Annotated in this window: 16 protein-coding genes; 6 read left to right on the forward strand and 10 right to left on the reverse strand. The window is 72.4% G+C overall.

From position 1 onward, the window contains the following. Positions 1-107 precede the first annotated feature (107 nt). Positions 108-1,538: an adenylosuccinate lyase gene (gene purB / locus ADY59_RS24830; protein WP_049566321.1), complete on the reverse strand. Its 1,431-nt coding sequence runs from the start codon at positions 1,536-1,538 to the stop codon at positions 108-110. Positions 1,539-1,657: 119 nt separating this feature from the next. After that, complete coding sequence (locus ADY59_RS24835; protein WP_049566240.1) at positions 1,658-4,894, reverse strand: efflux RND transporter permease subunit; 3,237 nt, start codon at positions 4,892-4,894, stop codon at positions 1,658-1,660. Between the two features lie 106 nt (positions 4,895-5,000). On the opposite strand from ADY59_RS24835, the gene ADY59_RS24840 reads away from it, so the two are divergent. Then, the gene (locus ADY59_RS24840) at positions 5,001-5,447 is read left to right on the forward strand and encodes a MarR family winged helix-turn-helix transcriptional regulator (protein WP_049566243.1); all 447 of its coding nucleotides are present in this window, start codon (positions 5,001-5,003) and stop codon (positions 5,445-5,447) included. 67 nt (positions 5,448-5,514) lie between these two features. On the opposite strand, the gene ADY59_RS24845 is transcribed toward ADY59_RS24840, so the two are convergent. After that, positions 5,515-7,800, reverse strand: coding sequence for a HelD family protein (locus tag ADY59_RS24845; RefSeq protein ID WP_049566244.1), 2,286 nt, complete (start codon positions 7,798-7,800; stop codon positions 5,515-5,517). 262 nt (positions 7,801-8,062) lie between these two features. On the opposite strand from ADY59_RS24845, the gene ADY59_RS24850 reads away from it, so the two are divergent. Continuing rightward, on the forward strand, positions 8,063-8,824 hold the full coding sequence (locus ADY59_RS24850) for an SDR family NAD(P)-dependent oxidoreductase (RefSeq protein ID WP_049566246.1): 762 nt from the start codon (positions 8,063-8,065) through the stop codon (positions 8,822-8,824). 18 nt (positions 8,825-8,842) lie between these two features. Here ADY59_RS24850 and ADY59_RS24855 read toward each other — a convergent pair whose 3' ends face one another. Next, positions 8,843-9,310 (reverse strand): pyridoxamine 5'-phosphate oxidase family protein, encoded by a 468-nt coding sequence (locus ADY59_RS24855; protein ID WP_049566249.1) that lies wholly within the window; start codon positions 9,308-9,310, stop codon positions 8,843-8,845. A 55-nt stretch (positions 9,311-9,365) separates the two neighbouring features. Between ADY59_RS24855 and ADY59_RS24860 the strand changes: the two genes are divergently transcribed. Then, positions 9,366-9,974, forward strand: a complete 609-nt coding sequence (locus ADY59_RS24860) for a TetR family transcriptional regulator C-terminal domain-containing protein (RefSeq protein ID WP_063780772.1) — start codon at positions 9,366-9,368, stop codon at positions 9,972-9,974. Positions 9,975-9,981: 7 nt separating this feature from the next. Here ADY59_RS24860 and ADY59_RS24865 read toward each other — a convergent pair whose 3' ends face one another. Beyond that, positions 9,982-13,716, reverse strand: a complete 3,735-nt coding sequence (locus tag ADY59_RS24865) for an nSTAND1 domain-containing NTPase (RefSeq protein ID WP_063780773.1) — start codon at positions 13,714-13,716, stop codon at positions 9,982-9,984. Between the two features lie 163 nt (positions 13,717-13,879). Between ADY59_RS24865 and ADY59_RS24870 the strand changes: the two genes are divergently transcribed. Then, a complete protein-coding gene (locus ADY59_RS24870) occupies positions 13,880-14,251 on the forward strand; it encodes an ATP-binding protein (RefSeq protein ID WP_049566253.1) in 372 nt (123 codons plus the stop codon). A gap of 21 nt (positions 14,252-14,272) precedes the next feature. Here ADY59_RS24870 and ADY59_RS24875 read toward each other — a convergent pair whose 3' ends face one another. After that, positions 14,273-14,878, reverse strand: coding sequence for a TetR/AcrR family transcriptional regulator (locus tag ADY59_RS24875; RefSeq protein ID WP_049566254.1), 606 nt, complete (start codon positions 14,876-14,878; stop codon positions 14,273-14,275). Positions 14,879-14,886: 8 nt separating this feature from the next. Further along, positions 14,887-15,804 (reverse strand): alpha/beta fold hydrolase, encoded by a 918-nt coding sequence (locus tag ADY59_RS24880; RefSeq protein WP_049566257.1) that lies wholly within the window; start codon positions 15,802-15,804, stop codon positions 14,887-14,889. Positions 15,805-16,100: 296 nt separating this feature from the next. On the opposite strand from ADY59_RS24880, the gene ADY59_RS24885 reads away from it, so the two are divergent. Next, the gene (locus tag ADY59_RS24885; RefSeq protein WP_082310376.1) at positions 16,101-16,844 is read left to right on the forward strand and encodes an FHA domain-containing protein; all 744 of its coding nucleotides are present in this window, start codon (positions 16,101-16,103) and stop codon (positions 16,842-16,844) included. A 14-nt stretch (positions 16,845-16,858) separates the two neighbouring features. Next, the gene (locus ADY59_RS24890; RefSeq protein ID WP_049566260.1) at positions 16,859-17,272 is read left to right on the forward strand and encodes a DUF5955 family protein; all 414 of its coding nucleotides are present in this window, start codon (positions 16,859-16,861) and stop codon (positions 17,270-17,272) included. 67 nt (positions 17,273-17,339) lie between these two features. On the opposite strand, the gene ADY59_RS52705 is transcribed toward ADY59_RS24890, so the two are convergent. Genes ADY59_RS52705 through ADY59_RS24900 form a run of 3 tightly spaced genes read right to left on the reverse strand, consistent with a single transcriptional unit; the run spans position 17,340 to position 19,622 of the window. After that, the gene (locus ADY59_RS52705) at positions 17,340-17,849 is read right to left on the reverse strand and encodes a DNA glycosylase AlkZ-like family protein (protein WP_331459512.1); all 510 of its coding nucleotides are present in this window, start codon (positions 17,847-17,849) and stop codon (positions 17,340-17,342) included. Continuing rightward, positions 17,734-18,504, reverse strand: coding sequence for a DNA glycosylase AlkZ-like family protein (locus ADY59_RS52710; RefSeq protein WP_331459509.1), 771 nt, complete (start codon positions 18,502-18,504; stop codon positions 17,734-17,736). Before ADY59_RS52710 ends, ADY59_RS52705 begins: the two co-directional genes overlap by 116 nt. Beyond that, positions 18,504-19,622: an epoxide hydrolase family protein gene (locus ADY59_RS24900; RefSeq protein ID WP_049566262.1), complete on the reverse strand. Its 1,119-nt coding sequence runs from the start codon at positions 19,620-19,622 to the stop codon at positions 18,504-18,506. Before ADY59_RS24900 ends, ADY59_RS52710 begins: the two co-directional genes overlap by 1 nt. Positions 19,623-19,658 lie beyond the last annotated feature (36 nt).

Genomic DNA, 19,658 nt, shown 5'->3' on the forward strand with positions numbered 1-19,658 from the left:
CACCAGCAGATCGTCATCCCCGCACGCCTCACGCACCTGCGCCAGGGACACCAGCTCCCGCACACCCCCCGCCCCACGCAGAGCAGCGGGCGCCGGCAGCCCCGACGTCACAGGATCGCGCCCGGCCGGTAAGCCGCCGCCTCCGGATGAGCCGCCACCACCTCACCCACCTGCCGCACCACCGACGCCACCTGACCCGCCGCCGCACCCGTGAACGACACCCGGTCCGCCAGCAACCCCTCCAGCTCCGCCCGATCCAGCGGGAACCGCTCATCGGCCGCCAGCCGCGCCAGCAACTCGTTGGCCGCCCCCCGCGACCGCATCGCCAGCGCCGACGCCACCGCATGCTCCTTGATCAGCTCATGCGCCTGCTCACGCCCCACCCCGGCACGCACCGCCGCCATCAGCATCTTCGTCGTCGCCAGGAACGGCAGATACCGGTCCAGCTCCGCCGACACCACCGCCGGGAACGCCCCGAACTCCTCCAGCACCGTCAGCATCGTCTCCACCAGCCCGTCGAAGGCGAAGAACGCGTCCGGCAACGCCACCCGCCGCACCACCGAACACGACACGTCACCCTCGTTCCACTGGTCCCCCGCCAGCTCCCCCACCATCGACGCGTAACCGCGCAACACCACCGTCAGCCCGTTCACCCGCTCACACGAGCGCGTGTTCATCTTGTGCGGCATCGCCGAGGAGCCCACCTGCCCCTCCTTGAACCCCTCCGTCACCAGCTCGTGCCCCGCCATCAGCCGGATCGTCCTCGCCAGCGACGACGGCGCCGCCGCCAGCTGCACCAGCGCCGTCACCACCTCGAAATCCAGCGACCGCGGATAGACCTGCCCCACACTGGTGAACCGGTCGGCGAACCCCAGATGAGCCGCCACCCGCCCCTCCAGCTCCGCCAGCGCCCCCTCATCACCGCCCAGCAGATCCAGCATGTCCTGAGCCGTCCCCACCGGCCCCTTGATCCCCCGCAGCGGATAACGCGCCAGCAGCTCCTCCAACCGCCGATACGCCACCAGCAACTCATCGGCCGCCGACGCGAACCGCTTGCCCAGCGTCGTCGCCTGCGCCGCCACATTGTGCGAACGGCCCGCCATCACCGTCTCGTCATAGCGCGCCGCCAGCTCCGCCAGCCGCGCCAGCAACGCCACCACCCGGTCACGCACCAGCAGCAGGCTGTCACGCACCTGCAACTGCTCCACGTTCTCCGTCAGGTCACGCGAGGTCATCCCCTTGTGCACCTGCTCATGCCCCGCCAGCGCGTTGAACTCCTCGATCCGCGCCTTCACATCGTGCCGCGTCACCCGCTCACGCGCCGCGATCGAATCCAGATCCACCCGCTCGACGACCTTCTCGTAATCGGCCGCCGCCCCCTCCGGCACCGCCACGCCCAGCTCCGCCTGGGCCCGCAGCACCGCCAGCCACAGCCGGCGCTCCGCCACCACCTTGTACTCGGGAGACCACAGGCGCGTCAGCTCCGCGGAGGCGTAACGAGCGGCCAGAACGTCAGGGATGCGAGGCTTCGAAGTCACGTTGGACAAGTGTATTCACCCCGCTCAGCCCGCACCGCACCGAGGAGACCCACCACCCCGCAACGCCCGCGGGCGCCTCCCCGAGAAGGGAAGACGCCCGCCACGACCACACCGGAAGATCAGGCCGGCTCCAGCACCTTGCCCGCCTTCGGCTCCTGCGGCGTCCCCCGCAGCCGCTCCTTGGCCCGCTCCACCATCGTGTACAGCGTCGGCACCAGCACCAGCGTCAGCAACGTCGACGTGATCAACCCGCCGATCACCACGATCGCCAGCGGCTGCGAGATGAACCCGCCCGACCCCGTCACGCCCAGCGCCATCGGCGTCAGCGCGCAGATCGTCGCCACCGCCGTCATCAGGATCGGACGCAACCGCCGCCGGCCACCCTCGATGACCGCCTCCACCACACCCATCCCCTGATCCCGATACTGATTGATCAGGTCGATGAGCACGATCGCGTTCGTCACCACGATGCCGATCAGCATCAGCATGCCGATCAACGCCGGCACACCCATCGCCGTGTCCGTCGCCACCAGCAACCCCACCGCGCCCGTCGCCGCGAACGGCACCGACACCAGCAGGATCAACGGCTGCACGAAACTCCGGAACGTCGCCACCATGATCATGAACACGATCGCGATTGCCGCCAGCATCGCCAGCCCCAGATCCGCGAACGCCTCCTGCTGATCCGCCGACGCGCCCCCGATCTCGTACGACGCACCCGCCGACAACCCCAGACCGTCCAGCTTCTCCGTCAACGCCTGCGTCACACTGCCCAGATCCGCGGCAGTCGCCTTCGCCGACACCGTCGCCGACCGCTCCCCGTCGATCCGCGTCACCTGCGTCGGACCCGCGACCCGCTCCACCTCCGCCACCGACGACAACTTCACCAGCCCCGCCGCCGTCGGCAGCCGCAGACCCTCCACCGCCTTGACATCCTCCGGCGCGTCACCACCCCGCAGCACCAGATCACTCGCCCGGCCGTCCAGCGTCAGCTGACCCAGCGGCGCACCACGGAACGCCTGCGCCACCGCCTGACCCACCTGCGCCTCCGACAGGCCACGCTCGGCAGCCTCCTCCCGGTCGACCCGCACCTCGATCCGCGGCGCGCTCGACTCCAGGTTCGACGCCACATCACGCAACCCCGGAACCTGACCCATCGCCGACGCCACCGCGTCCGCCGCCGACCGCAACGCCTGCGAGTCCGGCGCCCGTACGATCACCTCGACCGAATCGGAGGAGAACCCGCCCGCGCCCGCGCCGCCGACCGTCACCTCACCGATCCCCGACAGATCCGCCAGCCGGTCACGCAACGCCCGCTCCACAGCCGGCGTGTCCGCACCCTCCGCCAGCGTCACCGAGTACGACGCCCGATCCGCGCCACCCCCGGCCCCGCCCATCATCGCGTTCCCGCCACCCACCGTCACCTGGTACGACTCCACGCCCTCCACACCGGAAAGCACGTCCTCCACCTTGGCCGCGGCCTCGTCCGTCGTCTCCAGATCCGTCCCGACCGGCATCCGCTGACTCAACGAGATCGAATTCTGCCCCGACGAATCCAGGAAGTTCGTCTGCAGACCGCCCGCCAGCCCCATCGTGCCGACGAACACCGCCACCCCGATCAGCACCGTCACCAGCTTGAAGCGGGTAGCGAACCGCAGAACCGGCAGATAAGCCCGCTGCAACGGACTGCGCAGCTCCTTGGCCTCCGCCTCCTCACGCTGCTTACGCGCCTCCTCCGGCGACAGCGCCGGCGCCTTCAGGAACCAGTACGCCATCACCGGCACCACCGTCAGCGACACCACCAGCGACGCCAGCAACGCCACCGACACCGTGATCGCGAACGGGCTGAACAACTCACCCACCATGCCGCCCACGACCGCGATCGGCACGAACACCGCCACCGTCGTCAACGTCGACGCCGTCACCGCCCCCGCCACCTCACGCACACCCGCGAGGATCGCCGACAGCTTCGCCTCCCCGTAGCCGAGATGACGCTTGATGTTCTCCAGCACCACGATCGAGTCGTCGACCACCCGCCCGACCGCGATCGTCAACGCGCCCAGCGTCAGCATGTTCAGCGAATAGTCGCCCGCCCACAGCACCAGCAGCGCGATCACCACCGACAGCGGGATCGACACCGCCGTCACGATCGTCGACCGCACCGACAGCAGGAACACCAGGATGACCAGCACCGCGAACGCCAGACCCAGCAGGCCCTCCGTCGTCAGGTTCTCGATCGACTCCTCCACGTAGGGAGCCTGGTCGAAGACCACCTCCACCGCCGTGTCCGAACTGTCGCCCAGCGCCCGCGTCAGCTCCGGCAGCTTGTCGCGCACCGCGTGCGAGATCGTCACCGCGTTGCCGTCCGGCGTCATCGTCACCGACACGCCCAGGCTCGTCCTGCCGTCCGTCCGCGTGATCGTCGTCGCGGCCGCCAGGCCACGCTCCACCGTCGCCACATCACCCAGCTGCACCGGCTTCAACGGCCGAGGCTGCACCACCGCCTGCGGCTGCCCCTGCGGCTGCTGCCCCTGAGGCCGGCCCTGCGGCTGAGCCTGGGCCTGGCCCGGACGCGCCTGACCGGACTGCGGCTGGCCCGGCTGCGCCTGCGGCTGAGCCGGCGTCAGATACAGGGCCTTCAACTCCGCCAGCGAATCGACCCGCGCACCCACCTGCACCGTCAGCGACTTACCGTCATCCACCAGCGTGCCCGCCGGGATCGGCGTCCCGTTCGCCTTCAGCACCTCGGGAATCTGCGCCGCCGACACCCCCGCCAGCGCCATCTTCTTCGCGTCCGGCGTGATCGTCACGACCTCGTCACGAGTGCCGGTGACCTCCGCCTCCCGCACCCCCTCGACCGACTGGATCTCCGGCACCATGATCTGACTCAGCTTGTCCGCCATCGCCCGCGGATCGCCGCCGTCACCCACCGCCAGCACCAGCACCGGCAGGTCATCGGTGTTACCCGCCACCACCTGCGGCTCCACGTCAGCCGGCAGCCGGCTCTGCACCCGGCTCACCGCCTGCTGCATCTTGCTCACCGACTGCTCGATGTCCGTCCCGAACGTGAAGGCCACCTGGATCTGCGCCAGGCCCTCCTTCGACGTCGACGTCATCGACTCCATCCCGGCCAGCCCCTGGAACGCATCCTCCAGCGGCTCGGTGACCTGCTCCTCCACGATCTCCGGCGAAGCCCCCGGATAAGGCGCCACCACGAACGCGCCGGGGAAGGACAAGGACGGCAGCAACTGCTGCTTCAGCTGCGGGATCGTGAACGCGCCGAAGGCGCTGAGCACGACCGCGATCAGTATCACAAGGCTGCGGTTGGCAAGGCTCAACCGGGCGAGTGCGGTCATGGAGGTCCCCTTCAAGAGTTCGCCCCGAGACTAACACTTCGCCTGATACGAATATTTAGCCCTACATGACTTTCCTGATAACCTTCTCAGGAACCGAGAGGTGCATGTGAACGACGAACGCGAAGACCTGATCCAACGGATCACCGAAACCCAGCGCGGCCTCGGCAGAGTCTTCGCCCAGCACAAATCCCCCCTCTTCACCTCCAACCTCACGATGCGCCAGCTCAAAGTCATCATGCTGGTCGCCGTCAACGGCTCCGCCACCGGCCAGGACCTCGCCCACCACCTCGGCGTCGCCCTCGCCACCGTCACCGGGCTCGTCGACCGCCTCGTCGCCCACGGCCTCGTCAGCCGCCACGAGGACCCCCACGACCGCCGCGTACGCCGCGTCGAACTCACCGATGCCGGCGCCAAGCTCGTCGAAGAGATCAACAACACCGGCCTGCAGCAGTACCGGCGCATCATGGAGCACCTCGACACCGAGACGCTGCGCTGCCTCGACCACGTCACCACCCGCCTGCGCCAGGTCGCCGACAAGCTGTACGGCGACTGAGGCTCTCCCGTCGGCGCTGGTTTTTCGGGCCGGGGCGATTCGATTGAATCGCCCCGGCCCGCCTCCTTTACTTTGTAGATTCATACGTGAGGGCGGACAGCACCTCGGGCAGGTCGCCCTCGTGGGCCACCGTGAGCCGCCGCGTCGCCCGCGTCATCGCCACGTACAGATCCCGCAGCCCCATCGGCGACTGCGCCGCGATGCCCGCCGGATCCACCACCACGACCGCGTCGAACTCCAGCCCCTTGGCCTCCGTCACCGTCAGCACCACCACCGGCGCGTCCAGGTCACCGCCCGGGAACAGCTCCCCGGCCCGCCCCCGCAGCCCGTCCGGCACCAGCACCCCGGCGCGGCCCTCGCCGATCGCCGCCAGCTCCTCCGCCACCAGCGCCGGCAGCTCCGCCAGGCCGCACCGCACCGCCCTCGGCGGCGCGTCGCCCTCACGCACCGACTCCGGCGGCGTCAGCCCCGGGTCGATCGCGCGCAGCACCCCGGCCGCCACCCGCATGATCTGCGCCGGCGTCCGGTAGTTCACCTCCAGCCGCTCCACCCGCCAGCGGCCCCGCAGATGCGGATCCAGCACCTCACCCCACGAACGCGCGCCCGCCGCCGACCCCGTCTGCGCGATGTCGCCCACCACCGTCAGCGACTTGGCCGGCACCCGCCGCATCACCAGCCGCCACGCCATCGCCGACAGCTCCTGCGCCTCGTCGACGATCACATGCCCGTACGCCCACGTCCGGTCCGCCGCCGCCCGATCCGCGGTCGTCAGGTCGTCACCGCCGCCGTCGTGCCGCTCGGCCAGCATCCCGGCCTCCTTGAAGACGCCCTCCTCCAGCAGGCCGGTCGTCGCCAGCACCTCGTAGGCGTACAGCTCCCGCTCACGCCGCTCCCGCTCGGCCAGGCGGCCCGCCGTCCGCTCGGCGGAGTCGTCGTGGCCCAGCAGCGCGGCCGCCCCGTCCAGCAACGGCACGTCGCCCACCGTCCACTCCGCGTCCCGAGCGCGCACCAGCGGCCGCCAGTCCAGCCCCGCCGGCGCCACCGCCTTCAGCGTCCGCGGCGAGGCCAGCAGCTCCGACACCAGCCGCTGCGGCGTCAGCTCCGGCCACAGCCCGTCGACCGCCCGCCGCACCGCAGGCTCGGCCCACAGCCGCTGCGACGCCAGCGCCACGTCGACCTCGTCCAGCTCGTCCTCCAGATCCAGCGGCTCACGCAGCTCCGGATCCTCCAGCTCCATCTCCGCCAGACGCAGCGCCGCCTCCAGCGCCCGCGCCTCCGCCAGGGCCAGCTCCTTCAGCAGCTCGGTCACGTACAGCTTGCGCGCCATGTTGTGCGGCAGCCGGACCGCGCGCGCCCGCTCGCGCAGCCGCTCGCACACCTCGCCCGGCACCCGCAGCGTCAGCCCGTCCGACACCACCTCCAGGTCGCCGCCCGGCACCCGCTGACGTTCGCGCACCGCCGCCGCGACCAGCTCCGCCATCCGCGCGTCACCCTTGACCATCGCGGTGCGCGGCGGGTCGGCCGCCGTCGCCACCACCCCGGGGAACAGCTCGCCGAGCGTCGCCATCACCACCTGCGTCTCGCCCAGCGCCGGCAGCACCTGGCCGATGTAGCGCAGGAACATCGCGTTCGGGCCCACCACCAGCACACCACGCCGCTCCAACGTGTCACGGTGGGTGTAGAGCAGGTAGGCGGCCCGGTGCAGCGCCGCGACCGTCTTGCCGGTGCCCGGGCCGCCCTGCACCACCAGCGCCCCCTGCAGCGAGGCGCGGATCACCCGGTCCTGCTCGGTCTGGATGGTCGCCACCACGTCACCCATCCGGCCCGTACGGCCGCGCCGGAGCGCCGCCAGCAGCGCCGCCTCGCCCACCAGCGAACGCCGGTCGCCGTCGCTCATCCCCTCCAGGTCGAACACCTCGTCGTCCAGCCCCACGACGGTACGCTCACGCGTGTGCAGATGACGGCGCCGCACCACAGCGCCCGGATCGGTCGCGGTCGCCACGTAGAACGGGCGGGCCGCCGGCGCCCGCCAGTCGATCAGCACCGACTCGTGCTCCTCGTCGCGCAGGCCGATCCGCCCCACGTACGTCGCGCGGCCCGCCCGGTCGTCGATCCGGCCGAAGCACAGGCCACGCTCGACCGCGTTCAGCTGCGCCAATCGGCGCGCCTGCTCGGCCGCCAGCACCTCCCGCTCCACCCGCGCCTGCCGCGAGCCGCCGGCGCCACCGGCGTGCAGGTCGCGCAACGTCCGCGCCGCCCGCTGCCGCGTTTCGTCCAGCCTGCCGTACAGCGCCGAGACGACACCCTGCTCGGTGTCAAGGGCCTCGGCAAGAGCATCTTGACGATTAGCCATTCTCTGATATACTCCTAATAGGAGGCTCTGTGGACTGCCGCTGATCTGCTGAGCAGTCGAGCCTACCTGTTCCCGCATCTGCCGCGCAACCGGCCTATGGGCAGCGCCGCGAACACCGGCCCGCTACAGCAGCGTTCCCCCAGAGGCGCCCAGCCAGTGGCCCGTCACCCAGCGGCTGTCGTCGGAAACCGGGTCGGCGGGCGACGGCCCACCTTCCCCCGGTCAACGCCACGGCGAAGGTGTCGTGCTAGCTTCATCGGCCATGTCCGACTACTTGCGTGAGCTGTTCTCCCTCGACGGCCGCCGGGCGCTGGTGACCGGCGGCAGCTCCGGCATCGGCTACGAGATGGCCGAAGCGCTCGGCCGGGCCGGCGCCGAGGTCGTCATCGTCGCCCGCAGGCAGGCCGAGCTGGACAAGGCCGTCGACCGGCTCACCGGGCACGGCGTCGGCGCCACCGCCATCAGCGCCGACCTCGGCGACCGCGCCGCCGTCAGGCGGGTGTGCGAGCAGGCCGGGCGGATCGACATCCTCGTCAACGACGCCGCCAACAACATCCGCAAGCCCATGGCCGAGCTCACCGAGGACGACTACGACCAGACCATCGCCGTCAACCTGACCGCCCCCTATCTGCTCGGCCAGCACTTCGGCCCCCGCATGGCCGAACGCGGCTGGGGCCGCGTCATCAACGTCGGCTCCCAGCAGACCATCAGCGCCTTCGGCGACAGCGGCGTGTACGGCGCGGCCAAGGCCGCCATCGGCGGGCTCACCCGCTCCCAGGCCGAAGCGTGGTCGGCGCGCGGCGTGTGCGTCAACACGATCATCCCCGGGTTCGTGCTCACCCCGCTCACCGAGCCGGTGAAGGCCGTCCCCGGCCGTGTCGAACAACTGGCCGCCCGCCACATGGCCGGCCGCAACGGCGTCCCGGCCGACTTCGCCGGTGCCGCCGTGTTTCTGGCCGGCGATGCCTCGGCGTTCGTCACCGGCCAGATGCTGTACGTGGACGGCGGATTCTCCGTCCACTGAGCGCCTTTACAATGTAGATCACTTACGCCGGACCTGGCGGACGCCCTTGCCCCGGTGCCACATGTCGATGACGAGCTCGTCGCCCTCCACCCGGGTCAGCACCACCTCCGCCACCTCGATCCTGAACAGGTGCGAATCGGTGCCGGGCAGCTCGAACGCGGCCAGCGTCGCCTCGTCGGTGACCTCGACCGCCCGCCCGGCCAGCTTCGCGTCACCCTCCCAGGCCCCGCCGCCCGGCGGCTCGGCAGGCGTGGTCACGTGCAGCGCCATGCGCGGGTCGCGGCGCAGGTCGAGCGCCTTGACGGCGCCCGCCATCGATCCCATCCACAGCTCGCCGTCGCGGAACTGCGACTCCGTGCCGCTCACCCTCGGCGACCCGTCCGCGCGCAGGGTCGCCAGCACCTTGTGCCGCTGCCCTTCCAGCAGCCGGCGCACGGTCGCGGCCAGCCCGGGGGCCTCGGCTTCGACGTCTTTCCATGAAGTCATGGACCACACATTAGTAAATGTATGCTCGTTTATAAACAGGGCGCGAAGGAGACGCATGGCCAGACCCCGTACGACCAGCGACGAAGCGATCCTCCGGGCCTCGGCGCGGGCGATCAGCCTGCACGGGCCGCAGGGTTTCACCCTGGCCGCCGCCGCCCGCGAGGCCGGGCTCGCCGCGGCCACGCTCGTGCAGCGGTTCGGCTCCAAACGCGGGCTGCTGCTCGCCGTCGCCGCCCACTCCGCCCGCACCGCCGGCGCCCCCTTCGAACAGGCCCGGTGCGAGCACGCCTCACCGCTGGCCGCCCTGCACGCGGCCCTCGCCTCGCTCGCCTCCGGCGTCTCCACCCCCCGCGAGCTGGCCGGCAGCCTCGGCTTCCTGCAGCTCGACCTGACTGATCCCGACTTCCGCGAGCACGCCGCCGAGCACACCCGCCGGATGCGGCAGGAGATCGCCGAACTGCTCGCCGACGGCGTCGCGGCAGGCGAGCTCGCGCCCGGCGCCGACGTGACGGCGCTGGCCCGCGCCGTGCAGATCACCTACAACGGGACGCTCATCGTGTGGGCCCTCAGCGGCGACGACACCCTGACGGCCGCCCTTCGCCACGACCTCGCCGAGACCCTGCGGCCCCACCTGGCGGCCGGCCGCACCGGGTCCCGGTCGTGACACGCGGTCAGGAGTGGCCGCAGGTCGCCCGGTAGGCGAGCTCCGGGATGTGCTGCCGCCACTCGGCGGGCGACAGGCCGCCGTCGCGGCGGCAGATCGTGGCCGTGGCCGCGCCCGGATCGACGGTGATCTCGCGCAGGGACCCGTCGGCGGAGGAGATGAGCAGCGCCGTCCGGTTGAAGGCCACGGCGGGCACGGACCGGGAGCCGTAGCTGATCGGCGCGGCGATCCGCTGGAACTCCCGCCAGTCCCACAGCTGGATGCCGTACTCGCCCTCGGCGGCGACGGTGGCGAGGAGTTCACCCCCGAGGTAGGGGACCAGAGCCTCGACCGAAGCCGCGTACGCGGTCTGCGGCGGGGCCAGCGGGCGGCGCAACATCCTGTCCCAGAAGGTCAGGCGCCCGTCCGTGCCGCCGATCGCGGCAGTGCCTCCCGTGACCCCCTCCCCGCTGTCCCCGCTGTCCCCCCTGAACAGGATCCGCCCCTTGGCGCGGGCGTCGGACGGGTGCGGGACCATCTCCCCGGTGGCCGTGTCGACCAGGACCCGTCCCTTGCCGGATCCGTCCACCAGCAGCCGGCGCCCGTCCGGCTCGAAGATCAGCACGCCCGATCCCACGCCGGGGACGGTCCGCATCCATCGCCCGCCTCCGGCGTCCCACAGCTCCAGGTCGTCGACGTGCAGGCCGCCGGTCGCCCGTCCGCCGCCCGGGCCCGCGCCGAGAGGGACGATCGCGATCGTCCGGCCGTCGGGGGAGAAGGCCGCGGTCAGGACCCCGGCGGCCCCCTGCCGCCGGGCACGCAGCGCGCCGAGGCCACGGCCGCTCGCGGCGTCCCACAGGGTCACCACGGGCGACGCGGAATGGGTCAGCGCCAGCGTGCGCCCGTCCGGGCTGAACACCGGGGAGTACGCCGTCTGCGCGGGATCGCTCCCGGGCGGGTCGCCGACGGGCAGCGGCCCGCCCACGGGCGCACGCGCGGCGACGTCCCAGATCCGCACCTCCGGCTCGCCCGCGCGCCGGCGCTCCGTCACCAGGAAACGGCCGTCCGGGCTGAGCAGCCGCCGGCCGCCGGCCGGGCCGAGCACCTCGGCGTGGGTGAAGGGGGAGATGTCCAGCACGTTCACCGTGCCGAACTGGCCGGCCACCCGCAGCGTCCGGGCGTCCGGCGAGAACCGGGGCCCGCCTTTCCCGCCGTCGGAAAGCAGCGAGAAGCCCAGCATCGGCGTGCCGTCGTCCACCCGCCACAGCGCCACCCAGCCTCCGGGCCGCACCCCGGCCAGGAACCGGCCGTCGGCGCTGAACTCCAGCCGCCGCGCGGGCGGGAGCAGCGGAGGCAGGACCTCCTCGCCCGAGGAGATCTCCCACAGCCGGATGCCCTCGCCGGTGGAGAGGGCCAGATGCCTCCCGTCCGGGCTGAACACGCCTTCCGTCGCGGTCCGCGGCAGCCAGGCAGCCCGGAGCGGCGCGCGCCGGCCGAGGTCCCAGAGCTCCACCCTGCCGCCGGAAGCCGGCGAGGCGGCCGCTCCCCCGGGCCTCGCCGTGATCACCAGGGCCAGCCGGCCGTCGGGACTGACGGCGCCGACCGGCTCGTCGAGCACGCGGGCCCGGTCCGCGATGCTCCACGCTTCACTCCTGCCCCCGCGAACCCCGATGAGCAGGCGGCCGTCCGGGCTGAACTCCGCCGGGGCGAGGCCGGGGAACGCCACGCCGAGCTCCGTCAGGCCCGCGGCGCCGACGGCCCACAGCTGGGCGTTGGCGCCGTCGTCCACCGCCAGCGTGCGGCCGTCGGGGCTCCACACCACGTTCGAGACCCGCTGCCCGCTCCAGGCCGCCCGGGCGACCTCCCTGTTCGTGGCCAGGTCGAGCACGCGCAGCGCACCCGGCCCGGCCCCCGTGCCGGGCGTGTGCGCGGCCAGCCGGGCGCCGTCCACGCTGAGCCAGTGCGCCAGATCGGTCCCGCCGTACGGGACGGTGACCACGTCCACCAGCGGAAACGTCATCGAGTCGATCAGCTCGCCCCTGGTCTCGGCAACCGGCGCGATGCGCCAGGCCGCGGCGCTCAGCCGGCGGGCCAGCTTCGGGTCGCTCATCCGCAGGGCGGCGGCACGCCTGGCGGCCAGCCGGGCCGTCGCCTCGGCCAGCCGGTCGTCGGCGAGGCCGGCCTGCCGGACGGCGACTCCCGCCGCGGCCATGGAGGCCACCAGCAGCACCACCAGGACGGCCGAGACGGCGACCCGCGCGCGGGAGGTGCGCCGGGCCAGCGCGGCGCTCGCGTCGGCGAAGTCGCGTTCCAGGGGCGTGAGGTCGGCCCGGTGCCCCGGCTCGGCGAACAGCCTGTCGGCGACGGTCAGGCGGACGCCCCGGTAGAGAAGCCCGGAGTCGCGGCCGTGCGCCTGCCACGCCTGGGCCGCCTCGGTCAGCTGCCGGTGGGCGCGCAGGCGGTCGCGGCCTTCGTCCACCCAGCCGCGCAGCCGTGGCCACGACTCGATCAGGGCCTCGTGCGTGAGCTCCACCGTGTCCCGGTGCAGCGTGACAAGCCTGGCCGCGGCCAGCCGCTCGATGACCGGCGCGGTGTCCGTCCCGCCGTACGGGTCCAGCTCCGCCCGGGCGGCGGGACGGCGCGTGTCCTGGGCCTGCTCGCCCGGGCTGATCAGCCTGAGCAGGATGCGCCGGGCGATCACCGCCTGCGCCGGTGACAGCCCGGCGTACAGCTGCTCCGCCGTGTGGCTGATCGCCCCGTGGACCCTGCCCACGCTCTCGTAGGCGGCCAGGGTCAGGGTCTTCCCGGTACGGCGGCGCCAGACCTCCCGCAGGGCGTGCGACATCAGCGGGAGCGCCGCGGGCTCGTCGGCGACGTCGGCGACGATCGCGGCCGTCAGCGCCCGCTCCACCGTCAGCCCCTCGGCCATGGCGGGCCGGACGATCGCCTCCCTGAGCTCCTCCTGGTGCATCGGCCCCACCAGCAGGTTGGCCCGGCGCAGGGCCGCGGTCAGCTCGCGGTGTTCGGCGCACCGCCCGTAGAAATCGGCGCGAACCGCTATGACCACCCGCGTCAGGCTGCCCGCCTGGCGCGCGGCGAGCAGCAGGTCGATGAACTGCGCGCGCTCGCGCGGGTCCCGGCAGAGCGTGAAGACCTCCTCGAACTGGTCGACCACGATCAGCGTGCCGGAGCCGCCCTCGCCGCCGGTGAGCCGGCCGGCGTGCCGCATCGGGTGAGCGCCGGGGGTGAGGACGCGGCTCTCCCCCAGGGGTTCGCCCGTTTCGCCGTCCGCCGCGGGCACCAGCCCGGCACGCAGCAGCGACGACTTGCCGCTGCCCGACGGGCCGAACACCGCGGCGAAACGATGCCGCCGGAGCAACTCGTACAACTCCCCGACGAGCCGGTCACGTCCGAAGAAGCGACCGCGGTCGTGGATGTCGTACGGGGCCAGGCCGAGGTACGGTCCGGCGGCGGCGTCCTCGTCCTGTCTCGCGCCGGCCAGTTCGTGGGCGATCTGATGCCATCGGCGCTCCCATGTTCCGGCGTCTCCGCCGCACGTCTCCACGAAGGCGAGGACGACGGGCAGCGATGCCAGCCGCTCACCGGCCGCCGCCTGAGACAGCGTGGTGACCGAGTAGCCCGCGCGCGCCGCCATGGCCCGGTAGGTGAGGCCGCCCGCCTCCTTGCGCAGCTGACGCAACTCGGAGGCGAAGCGGGCGACCGGCCCCGCCGCCGGATCCACCGGATTCTCACGACGACCCACCGCAGCGGCACTCCTTCCCCTGGACGACCAAGACCCTTCAGCCGCAAACCCGGTCCATTTTGCCGATAAATGCGTTGTTTGCCTGCTGGATGGGGGCTGCCGAACAATCGCGCCGCCCCGATCCTGGTGGCGCGGACCCGGCGGACGACGCGAAAGGACATCCATGCGCGCGGTTCCTCTGGCGGACCACCTGGCCGAGTGGTCGGCGCGGACCGGGATCACGGTGCGGGTCTGGGCCCTGCCGCGGGAGCCCCTTCCGGCCATGGCGGCCGGGCTCGCGCACGGCATGCTCCGTGACGTCCTGGAGGAGGTGGAGCGGCAGGGCTCGGCCCGTACCGTCTCCGTCGCCCTCACCCTGACGGCCGGCAGGCTTCGCCTGACCGTCAGCGACGACGGCTCGGGCACGTCGGCGGACGCCTTCGAGGCCGTGCTGCGCGACCGGCGGGCCACGATCGCGGGCCTGGGCGGCCGCCTGGCCGTCAACGGGGTACGCGGAGAAGGCACCACGATCAGCGCTGCCGTGCCCCTGACGTGAGACCCGACCGGCGTAGCCGGGTCAGGTGGCCGCCGGTCCGAACAGGCGGTCCAGGTAGTAGTCGATGATCTCGGTGGCGGCCGCGTGGCTGCGCTGACGGCTGAGGACACTGGAGGTCAGGCCGTTGGCGAGAGCCAGCAGACCGGCGACCTCGGTACGCGGGTCACGATCGGGGGCGATGTCCCCGGCCTGCCGCGCTGCGGCGAGCCGGGCGGTGAGGAAGTCCTCCAGCGCGTTGGGCAGGGTGACCCCGACCGCGGCGAGGGCCGGATCGGTGAGCGCGGCGCTGTAGTAGGCGGTCCAGGCCATGGAGTCCAGTTCGCTCTGCTCGTCGAAGGGCAGGATCGCGCCGAGCACGGCGGCGAGCACGCCCCGCGGCGTCAGCTCCCCCGAGGCGGCGGCCCGCTGCTTGACCCGGCGGTCCATGCGGGCGCCCAGTTCGGTGAGGCCGGATTCGAGCAGGGCCTGCTTGTTCGTGAAGTAGTACTGGACCACGCGCAGCGAGACCCCCGCCTCGGCGGCGATCTCCCGCATCGACACCGCCCGCAGACCGCGGGTACTGGCGATCCGCAGCAGCGCCTCGGTCAGCCGGCGTCGCCGCTCATCATGATCCACCTGTCGGGGCATGCCGCTTCCTATCCGTTCGTGCTGTGCTCAGGCGTCGCGGTCTCGGGCCGCGCCTGGCCGGGAAAGGTGAGGATACGGTCGACGACCAGGTCCGGAGCCTCGACGGGCAGCGAGTGCCCGGTCCCGGGCACGATCTCCACGCGCCACGACGGCACGACGGCGGCCAGCCGGGCGGCCAGCGTCTGAGCGTCGAGCAGCGCGCTGCGGGCGCCCAGCAGCACCTGCACGGGGACGGACGCCGCGCGTATCTGATCGTCGGTGTAGGTGGGCGGGATGGGCACCCGCCGCCGGAAGGACCAGCCGGCCCGCATCAGCTCCACCAGCGCGTCCTCGCGCAGCACCCCGTTGCTCACCACGCCGGCCATGCGGTGCCGCAACGTGCGGGGAAGCGTGGAGGCGAGGGCGCCGGCGAGGGCCCACCGGATGAACCGCCTGGGCAGCGGTGCGAAGCCGCCCGGGTCCACCAGCGTCAGCGCCGCGACCCGGCCGCCCCCGCCGAGGTGCTGCTCCATCGCGGCCCAGCCGCCGGCGGAGAACCCCGTCACGTGCGCACGCTCGGCTCCGGCCTCGGCCAGGACGTCGGTGATCCAGCCACCGACGTCGGCGCCGGTCGCGAGCGGCCGCCTCTGCACCGAACGGCCCGGCTCGCCGAGAGGGTCGACGACGAGGACCGGGCGCGTGCGCGCCAGCGGCTCGATGTAGCGGTACCAGGCCAGCGCGTTCGCGCCGGCACCGGCCACGAGGACCACCGGATCCCCCTCGGCGGGCCCGGCCCGGTGGACCCGCACCGTGCCCGCGCGGGTCTCCACGTCGACGGCGTCCACCGGCACCGGCCACAGCTCGCCGAGCACCCGGTCATAGACGGCGTAGTACTTGTCACGGGCGGAGTCACTGGTGAACGCCGACGGCTGGTCGGGTGTGCGCATGAGGGGCCCCTTCACCGGAATGGATACAGTCGTATCCTAACAGCGCCTTCGTCCTGCCGCGTCGCCCACGGAGAGCGTGCGGGCGTGGCCGTGATCATGCGCTGCGGGGCGCCGGCGCGCCGGCTTCGCGCGAACCGGAGAAAGGGCGATTGGCATTTCATGCTGTTTGCCGATAAAGCGGGATTTGCCGTGGCTGTCGATGATCCGGGAAGTAGGTGATTGTTACCTCCGGAACACTGTCGGTATGCCAATCCCGGGCTGGAAGCTTATCGCGCTTGCCGTAAAAGGGAGTGCATATGTCCCATAATGACGCTACCCGTCCTTGCCTGGTGGTCACCAGCCGCAGGATGGCGGGCGCGAGTTTTGAGATCTTCTCCGGGCGTACGGAAATCGGCAGCGCGCAAGGAGCCGGAATTCGGCTCGACATGGACGGGGTCAGCCGCCGCCACGCCTCCATCGACAGCGACGGCCGCCGCACCGTCATCAGCGATCTCGGGTCGCTCAACGGCACCTGGGTCAACGGCCGCAAACTCATCTCCGGCCATGTGCTGCGCGACGGCGACCAGGTGCGCATCGGCTTCGCCACGCTGCGGTTCATGCAGGCCGAGGAGCCCGAGCAGGAGTTCGGCTACCGGGTCGGCGACGTGGCCGGGCCGGTCAACGCCGGGCGCGGGCACATGAACGTCGGCGGCCACCAGCAGATCGCCGGGGGCGACATCTACGGCGACGAGATCCGCCTCACCGACGACTACGACCCGTGGGACGAGGTGTTCCAGGGGCGAGGACCCGGACGCGGCATCGCCGTACTCGGCGCGTGCGTCTCGCTCCTGGGGTTCGCCCTGTTCGCCAGCGTCATCTTCGGCGTGTTCTCGGGCGACCTCTCATCTGATCCGTTCCAGCGGGAATTGCTGGCCGGCATCCCGGCGGCGCCGGCCGGGTTCGCGCTTTTCCTGGGCGGCGGACTGCTCGCCGCCCTCGGCTTGTCCATGGCCAAAGCCGCTCGCAAAAGAGCGGAGACACGCAAAAGACGACGGAGATAGAAAGGCGGCGTTCCATGGCCGGGGAGAGTTTTCGTTTCGGCAACGTCAGCGGGCCGGTCAACGCCGGCAGCGGCAACCTCAACATGCACGGCCACCAGCAGGTGGCCGGGCGCGACCTGCACGCCGGCGCCGCCGACCCGGGCGTGCGAGCCGATCTCGACGTGCTCCGCCGGGCGCTGGGCGAGCTCCGGCTGACCTCGTCCGAACGCCACGGCGCCGAGAGCGAGCTGGCCGCCCTGGAGCAGGAGGCCGGGCAGCCCGAGCCCGACCGCGAACGGATGGGGCAGCACCTCGGCGCGTTCACCTCGGCGCTGGAGCGGGCCGGGGCCCTGGCCGGGGCGGGCGTCACGGTGATCCAGGCCATCGGCGGCATCGCCACCTGGCTCGGCCCGGCCGGTCGCCAGGTGCTCTCCTTCCTCGGCCTCTGACCACCCGGCCTGCCCATCCTGTTCGTGGGTGGGTCAGTGGCTGGACCCGGCTGGGGGCGCCGCGCGATCAGGTGTGGCACACGAACCGGATGTCGTGGCTCCCCTCCCCCGCGGCGGCGAAGCTCAGCAGACGGCCGCCCTCCGCAGTGACGGCGTCCTCGTCGGCCGGCCGCAGCGGCGCGAACAGCTTGATCGTCAGCGTGCCGCCGCGCAGGGACCAGAGCCCCCGGACGAAGCCGTCCACCGTCAGCGCCGCCTCGACGATCGTGTACGGCCGCTGCTCGGGGGTCATCAGCCGGGTACGGTCCGCGTACCCGAGAACGACGTTGTCCAGCGCGGCCAGGAACCGTGCGGGCGCGGGGACGGCGGGGTCCGGGCGCGGCGCGTCCGGCAGGTCGAACAGCTCCTGCCCGTCCTCGCCCCGGAACACCGCCGGCCCCGGCCGCAGCCCCGCCACGACCTCACGCAACCGCGTCAGCCCGCTCCACGCCTGCGCGTCCTTCACCGTGGCCGGTCCGAACGCCGCCAGATACCGCAGCACCAGCGCCTCGGCCGCCGTCCGCCCGGCGGCCGCGATGGCGGTCCCGCCGTTCTCCCCGGAGGGCGGCCCGAGGTCGCCGGGCGGAGTGGCTCCGGGTGGGAGTGACCAGGCGTCGGGGGCGAGGGGCTGGTCGAGGTAGTGGGCGGCGAGGGCGAAGGCCGCGACGCCGCCAGGTGCCGTCGGGCGGCGGGTGGACGATCGGGAGCAGCCCCTGCACCGAGCGGGCGAGCGCCACCGCGTCGTGTCCCGGCCAGCGGGCGGCCAGGGCTCTGCCGAGGTCGGGCCGGTTCAGCGGCCCCCGGCTCAGCAGGTCGTGGGCGGCGGCGGCCAGCTCGGCGGGGTCGATCCCGGCGGTGAGCCTGCCGAAGGAGGCCCGCTGCCACCGGGCGAGCATCGGCTCCAGCAGCGGGCGCAGCCACAGGTAGTCGCGGGCCGGCACGAGATGCTGCGTCCCCCGGAACAGGGTCGCGCGCACCATCTCGCGCCGCTCCAGCAACTCGGTGAGGTCGCCGAGCCGGAAACCATCGATCCTGCTCCACAGGCCGACGTAGGGCGGGTCCGGGTCCTGCGCCTGCAGTCCGACGAGGTGCCCGGCCAGGTCCAGCGCCGGCAGCCGGGTCCGGGTGAGGAGGTGCTGGCGGGCCAGGGTGGCGCGGTTGAGGTGGCGGGAGGTGAGAAGCGGCGCGGGCATCACAGGGTGCCGACGAAGGCGCGCAGGTCGCCGGCCACCAGGTCGGGCACCTCCAGGGCGGCGAAGTGGCCGCCCTGGTCCATCACGGTGTAGCGGGTGACGTCGAAGAAGCGCTCGGCGAACTCGCGGGGCGGGCACCCGATGTCCTTGGGGAACAGCGCCAGCCCGGTGGGCGCCGCGACGCGGCCGGGCGGATCGGCCTGCATGCCCTCGGCGTAGTAGCGGATCGACGACCGGATGGAGTTGCCGATCCAGTACAGCATCACGTTGGTGATCAGGTCGTCGTCGGCGGGCATCGTCTCCGACAGGGCGTGGAAGTGCTGGATGAGCCATGCGGCCAGCCCCGCGGGCGAGTCGGCGAGCCCGTAGGAGAGCGTCTGCGGTTTGGTGGACTGGATGGCGACATATCCGGTCTCGGTGGCCGCCCAGGTGTGCACGCCCTCCAGGAAGCGGCGCTCCGCCGGGGTCGCGGACTCCTCGTCCACCAGGAAGATGCTGGGGAACGGGACGTCCGTCAGGTGCAGTCCCATGACCCGCCCGGGGTGGAGCCGGGCGAGTTCCTGCGCCGTGGTGCTGCCCCAGTCGCCGCCGTGCACCACGTACCGGTCGTACCCGAGCGTCTCCATGACGCCCGCCACGGCTTCGGCCGCGAGCCCGGCCGTCATCGGCACGTCGTGCGGCTGCGCGGAGAACGCGAACCCGGGCAGCGAGGGCACCACCACGTCGAAGTCGCCGAGCCTGCCGATCAGGTGCGTGTACCGGTGGAAGGAGTCGGCCCACCCGTGCAGCAGCACCACGGGCACGCCCGCCCCGCCGGAAGCCCGTTCGTTCACGAAGTGAACGTCCATCCCGCGTACGGGAGTCGTGAAGTGGTTCAACCGGTTGAGGTCGGCTTCGACGGCGCGCCAGTCGTAGCCGTCGAGCCAGTGGCCGACCAGGCGGCGCATGAAGGAGGCCGGCGGCCCGGCGTCCCAGCCGGCCGGAGTGACGGTGTCCGGGATGACGGTGTCCGGGGTGACGGTGTCCGGGGTGACGGTGTCCGGCCAGCGGGTGTCGCGCAGGCGGCGGCGCAGGTCGTCGAGGTCGCGCTGAGGGAAGTCGATCGTGAACGGTCGCACGTTTCCTCCAAAGGTGAAGCGATGTCACGCGCCACC

Origin of the sequence: Nonomuraea sp. SBT364 (assembly GCF_001083785.1) — a bacterium.
Taxonomy (GTDB): domain Bacteria; phylum Actinomycetota; class Actinomycetes; order Streptosporangiales; family Streptosporangiaceae; genus Nonomuraea.

Bases quoted from the DNA above. Each gene is read 5' to 3' on its own strand.
- ADY59_RS24835 (WP_049566240.1), bottom strand. From the start codon at position 4,894: ATGACCGCACTCGCCCGGTTGAGCCTTGCCAACCGCAGCCTTGTGATA.
- ADY59_RS24845 (WP_049566244.1), bottom strand. From the start codon at position 7,800: ATGGCTAATCGTCAAGATGCTCTTGCCGAGGCCCTTGACACCGAGCAG.
- ADY59_RS24850 (WP_049566246.1), top strand. From the start codon at position 8,063: ATGTCCGACTACTTGCGTGAGCTGTTCTCCCTCGACGGCCGCCGGGCG.
- ADY59_RS24855 (WP_049566249.1), bottom strand. From the start codon at position 9,310: ATGACTTCATGGAAAGACGTCGAAGCCGAGGCCCCCGGGCTGGCCGCG.
- ADY59_RS24860 (WP_063780772.1), top strand. From the start codon at position 9,366: ATGGCCAGACCCCGTACGACCAGCGACGAAGCGATCCTCCGGGCCTCG.
- ADY59_RS24870 (WP_049566253.1), top strand. From the start codon at position 13,880: ATGCGCGCGGTTCCTCTGGCGGACCACCTGGCCGAGTGGTCGGCGCGG.
- ADY59_RS24875 (WP_049566254.1), bottom strand. From the start codon at position 14,878: ATGCCCCGACAGGTGGATCATGATGAGCGGCGACGCCGGCTGACCGAG.
- ADY59_RS24880 (WP_049566257.1), bottom strand. From the start codon at position 15,804: ATGCGCACACCCGACCAGCCGTCGGCGTTCACCAGTGACTCCGCCCGT.
- ADY59_RS24885 (WP_082310376.1), top strand. From the start codon at position 16,101: ATGTCCCATAATGACGCTACCCGTCCTTGCCTGGTGGTCACCAGCCGC.
- ADY59_RS24890 (WP_049566260.1), top strand. From the start codon at position 16,859: ATGGCCGGGGAGAGTTTTCGTTTCGGCAACGTCAGCGGGCCGGTCAAC.
- ADY59_RS52710 (WP_331459509.1), bottom strand. From the start codon at position 18,504: ATGCCCGCGCCGCTTCTCACCTCCCGCCACCTCAACCGCGCCACCCTG.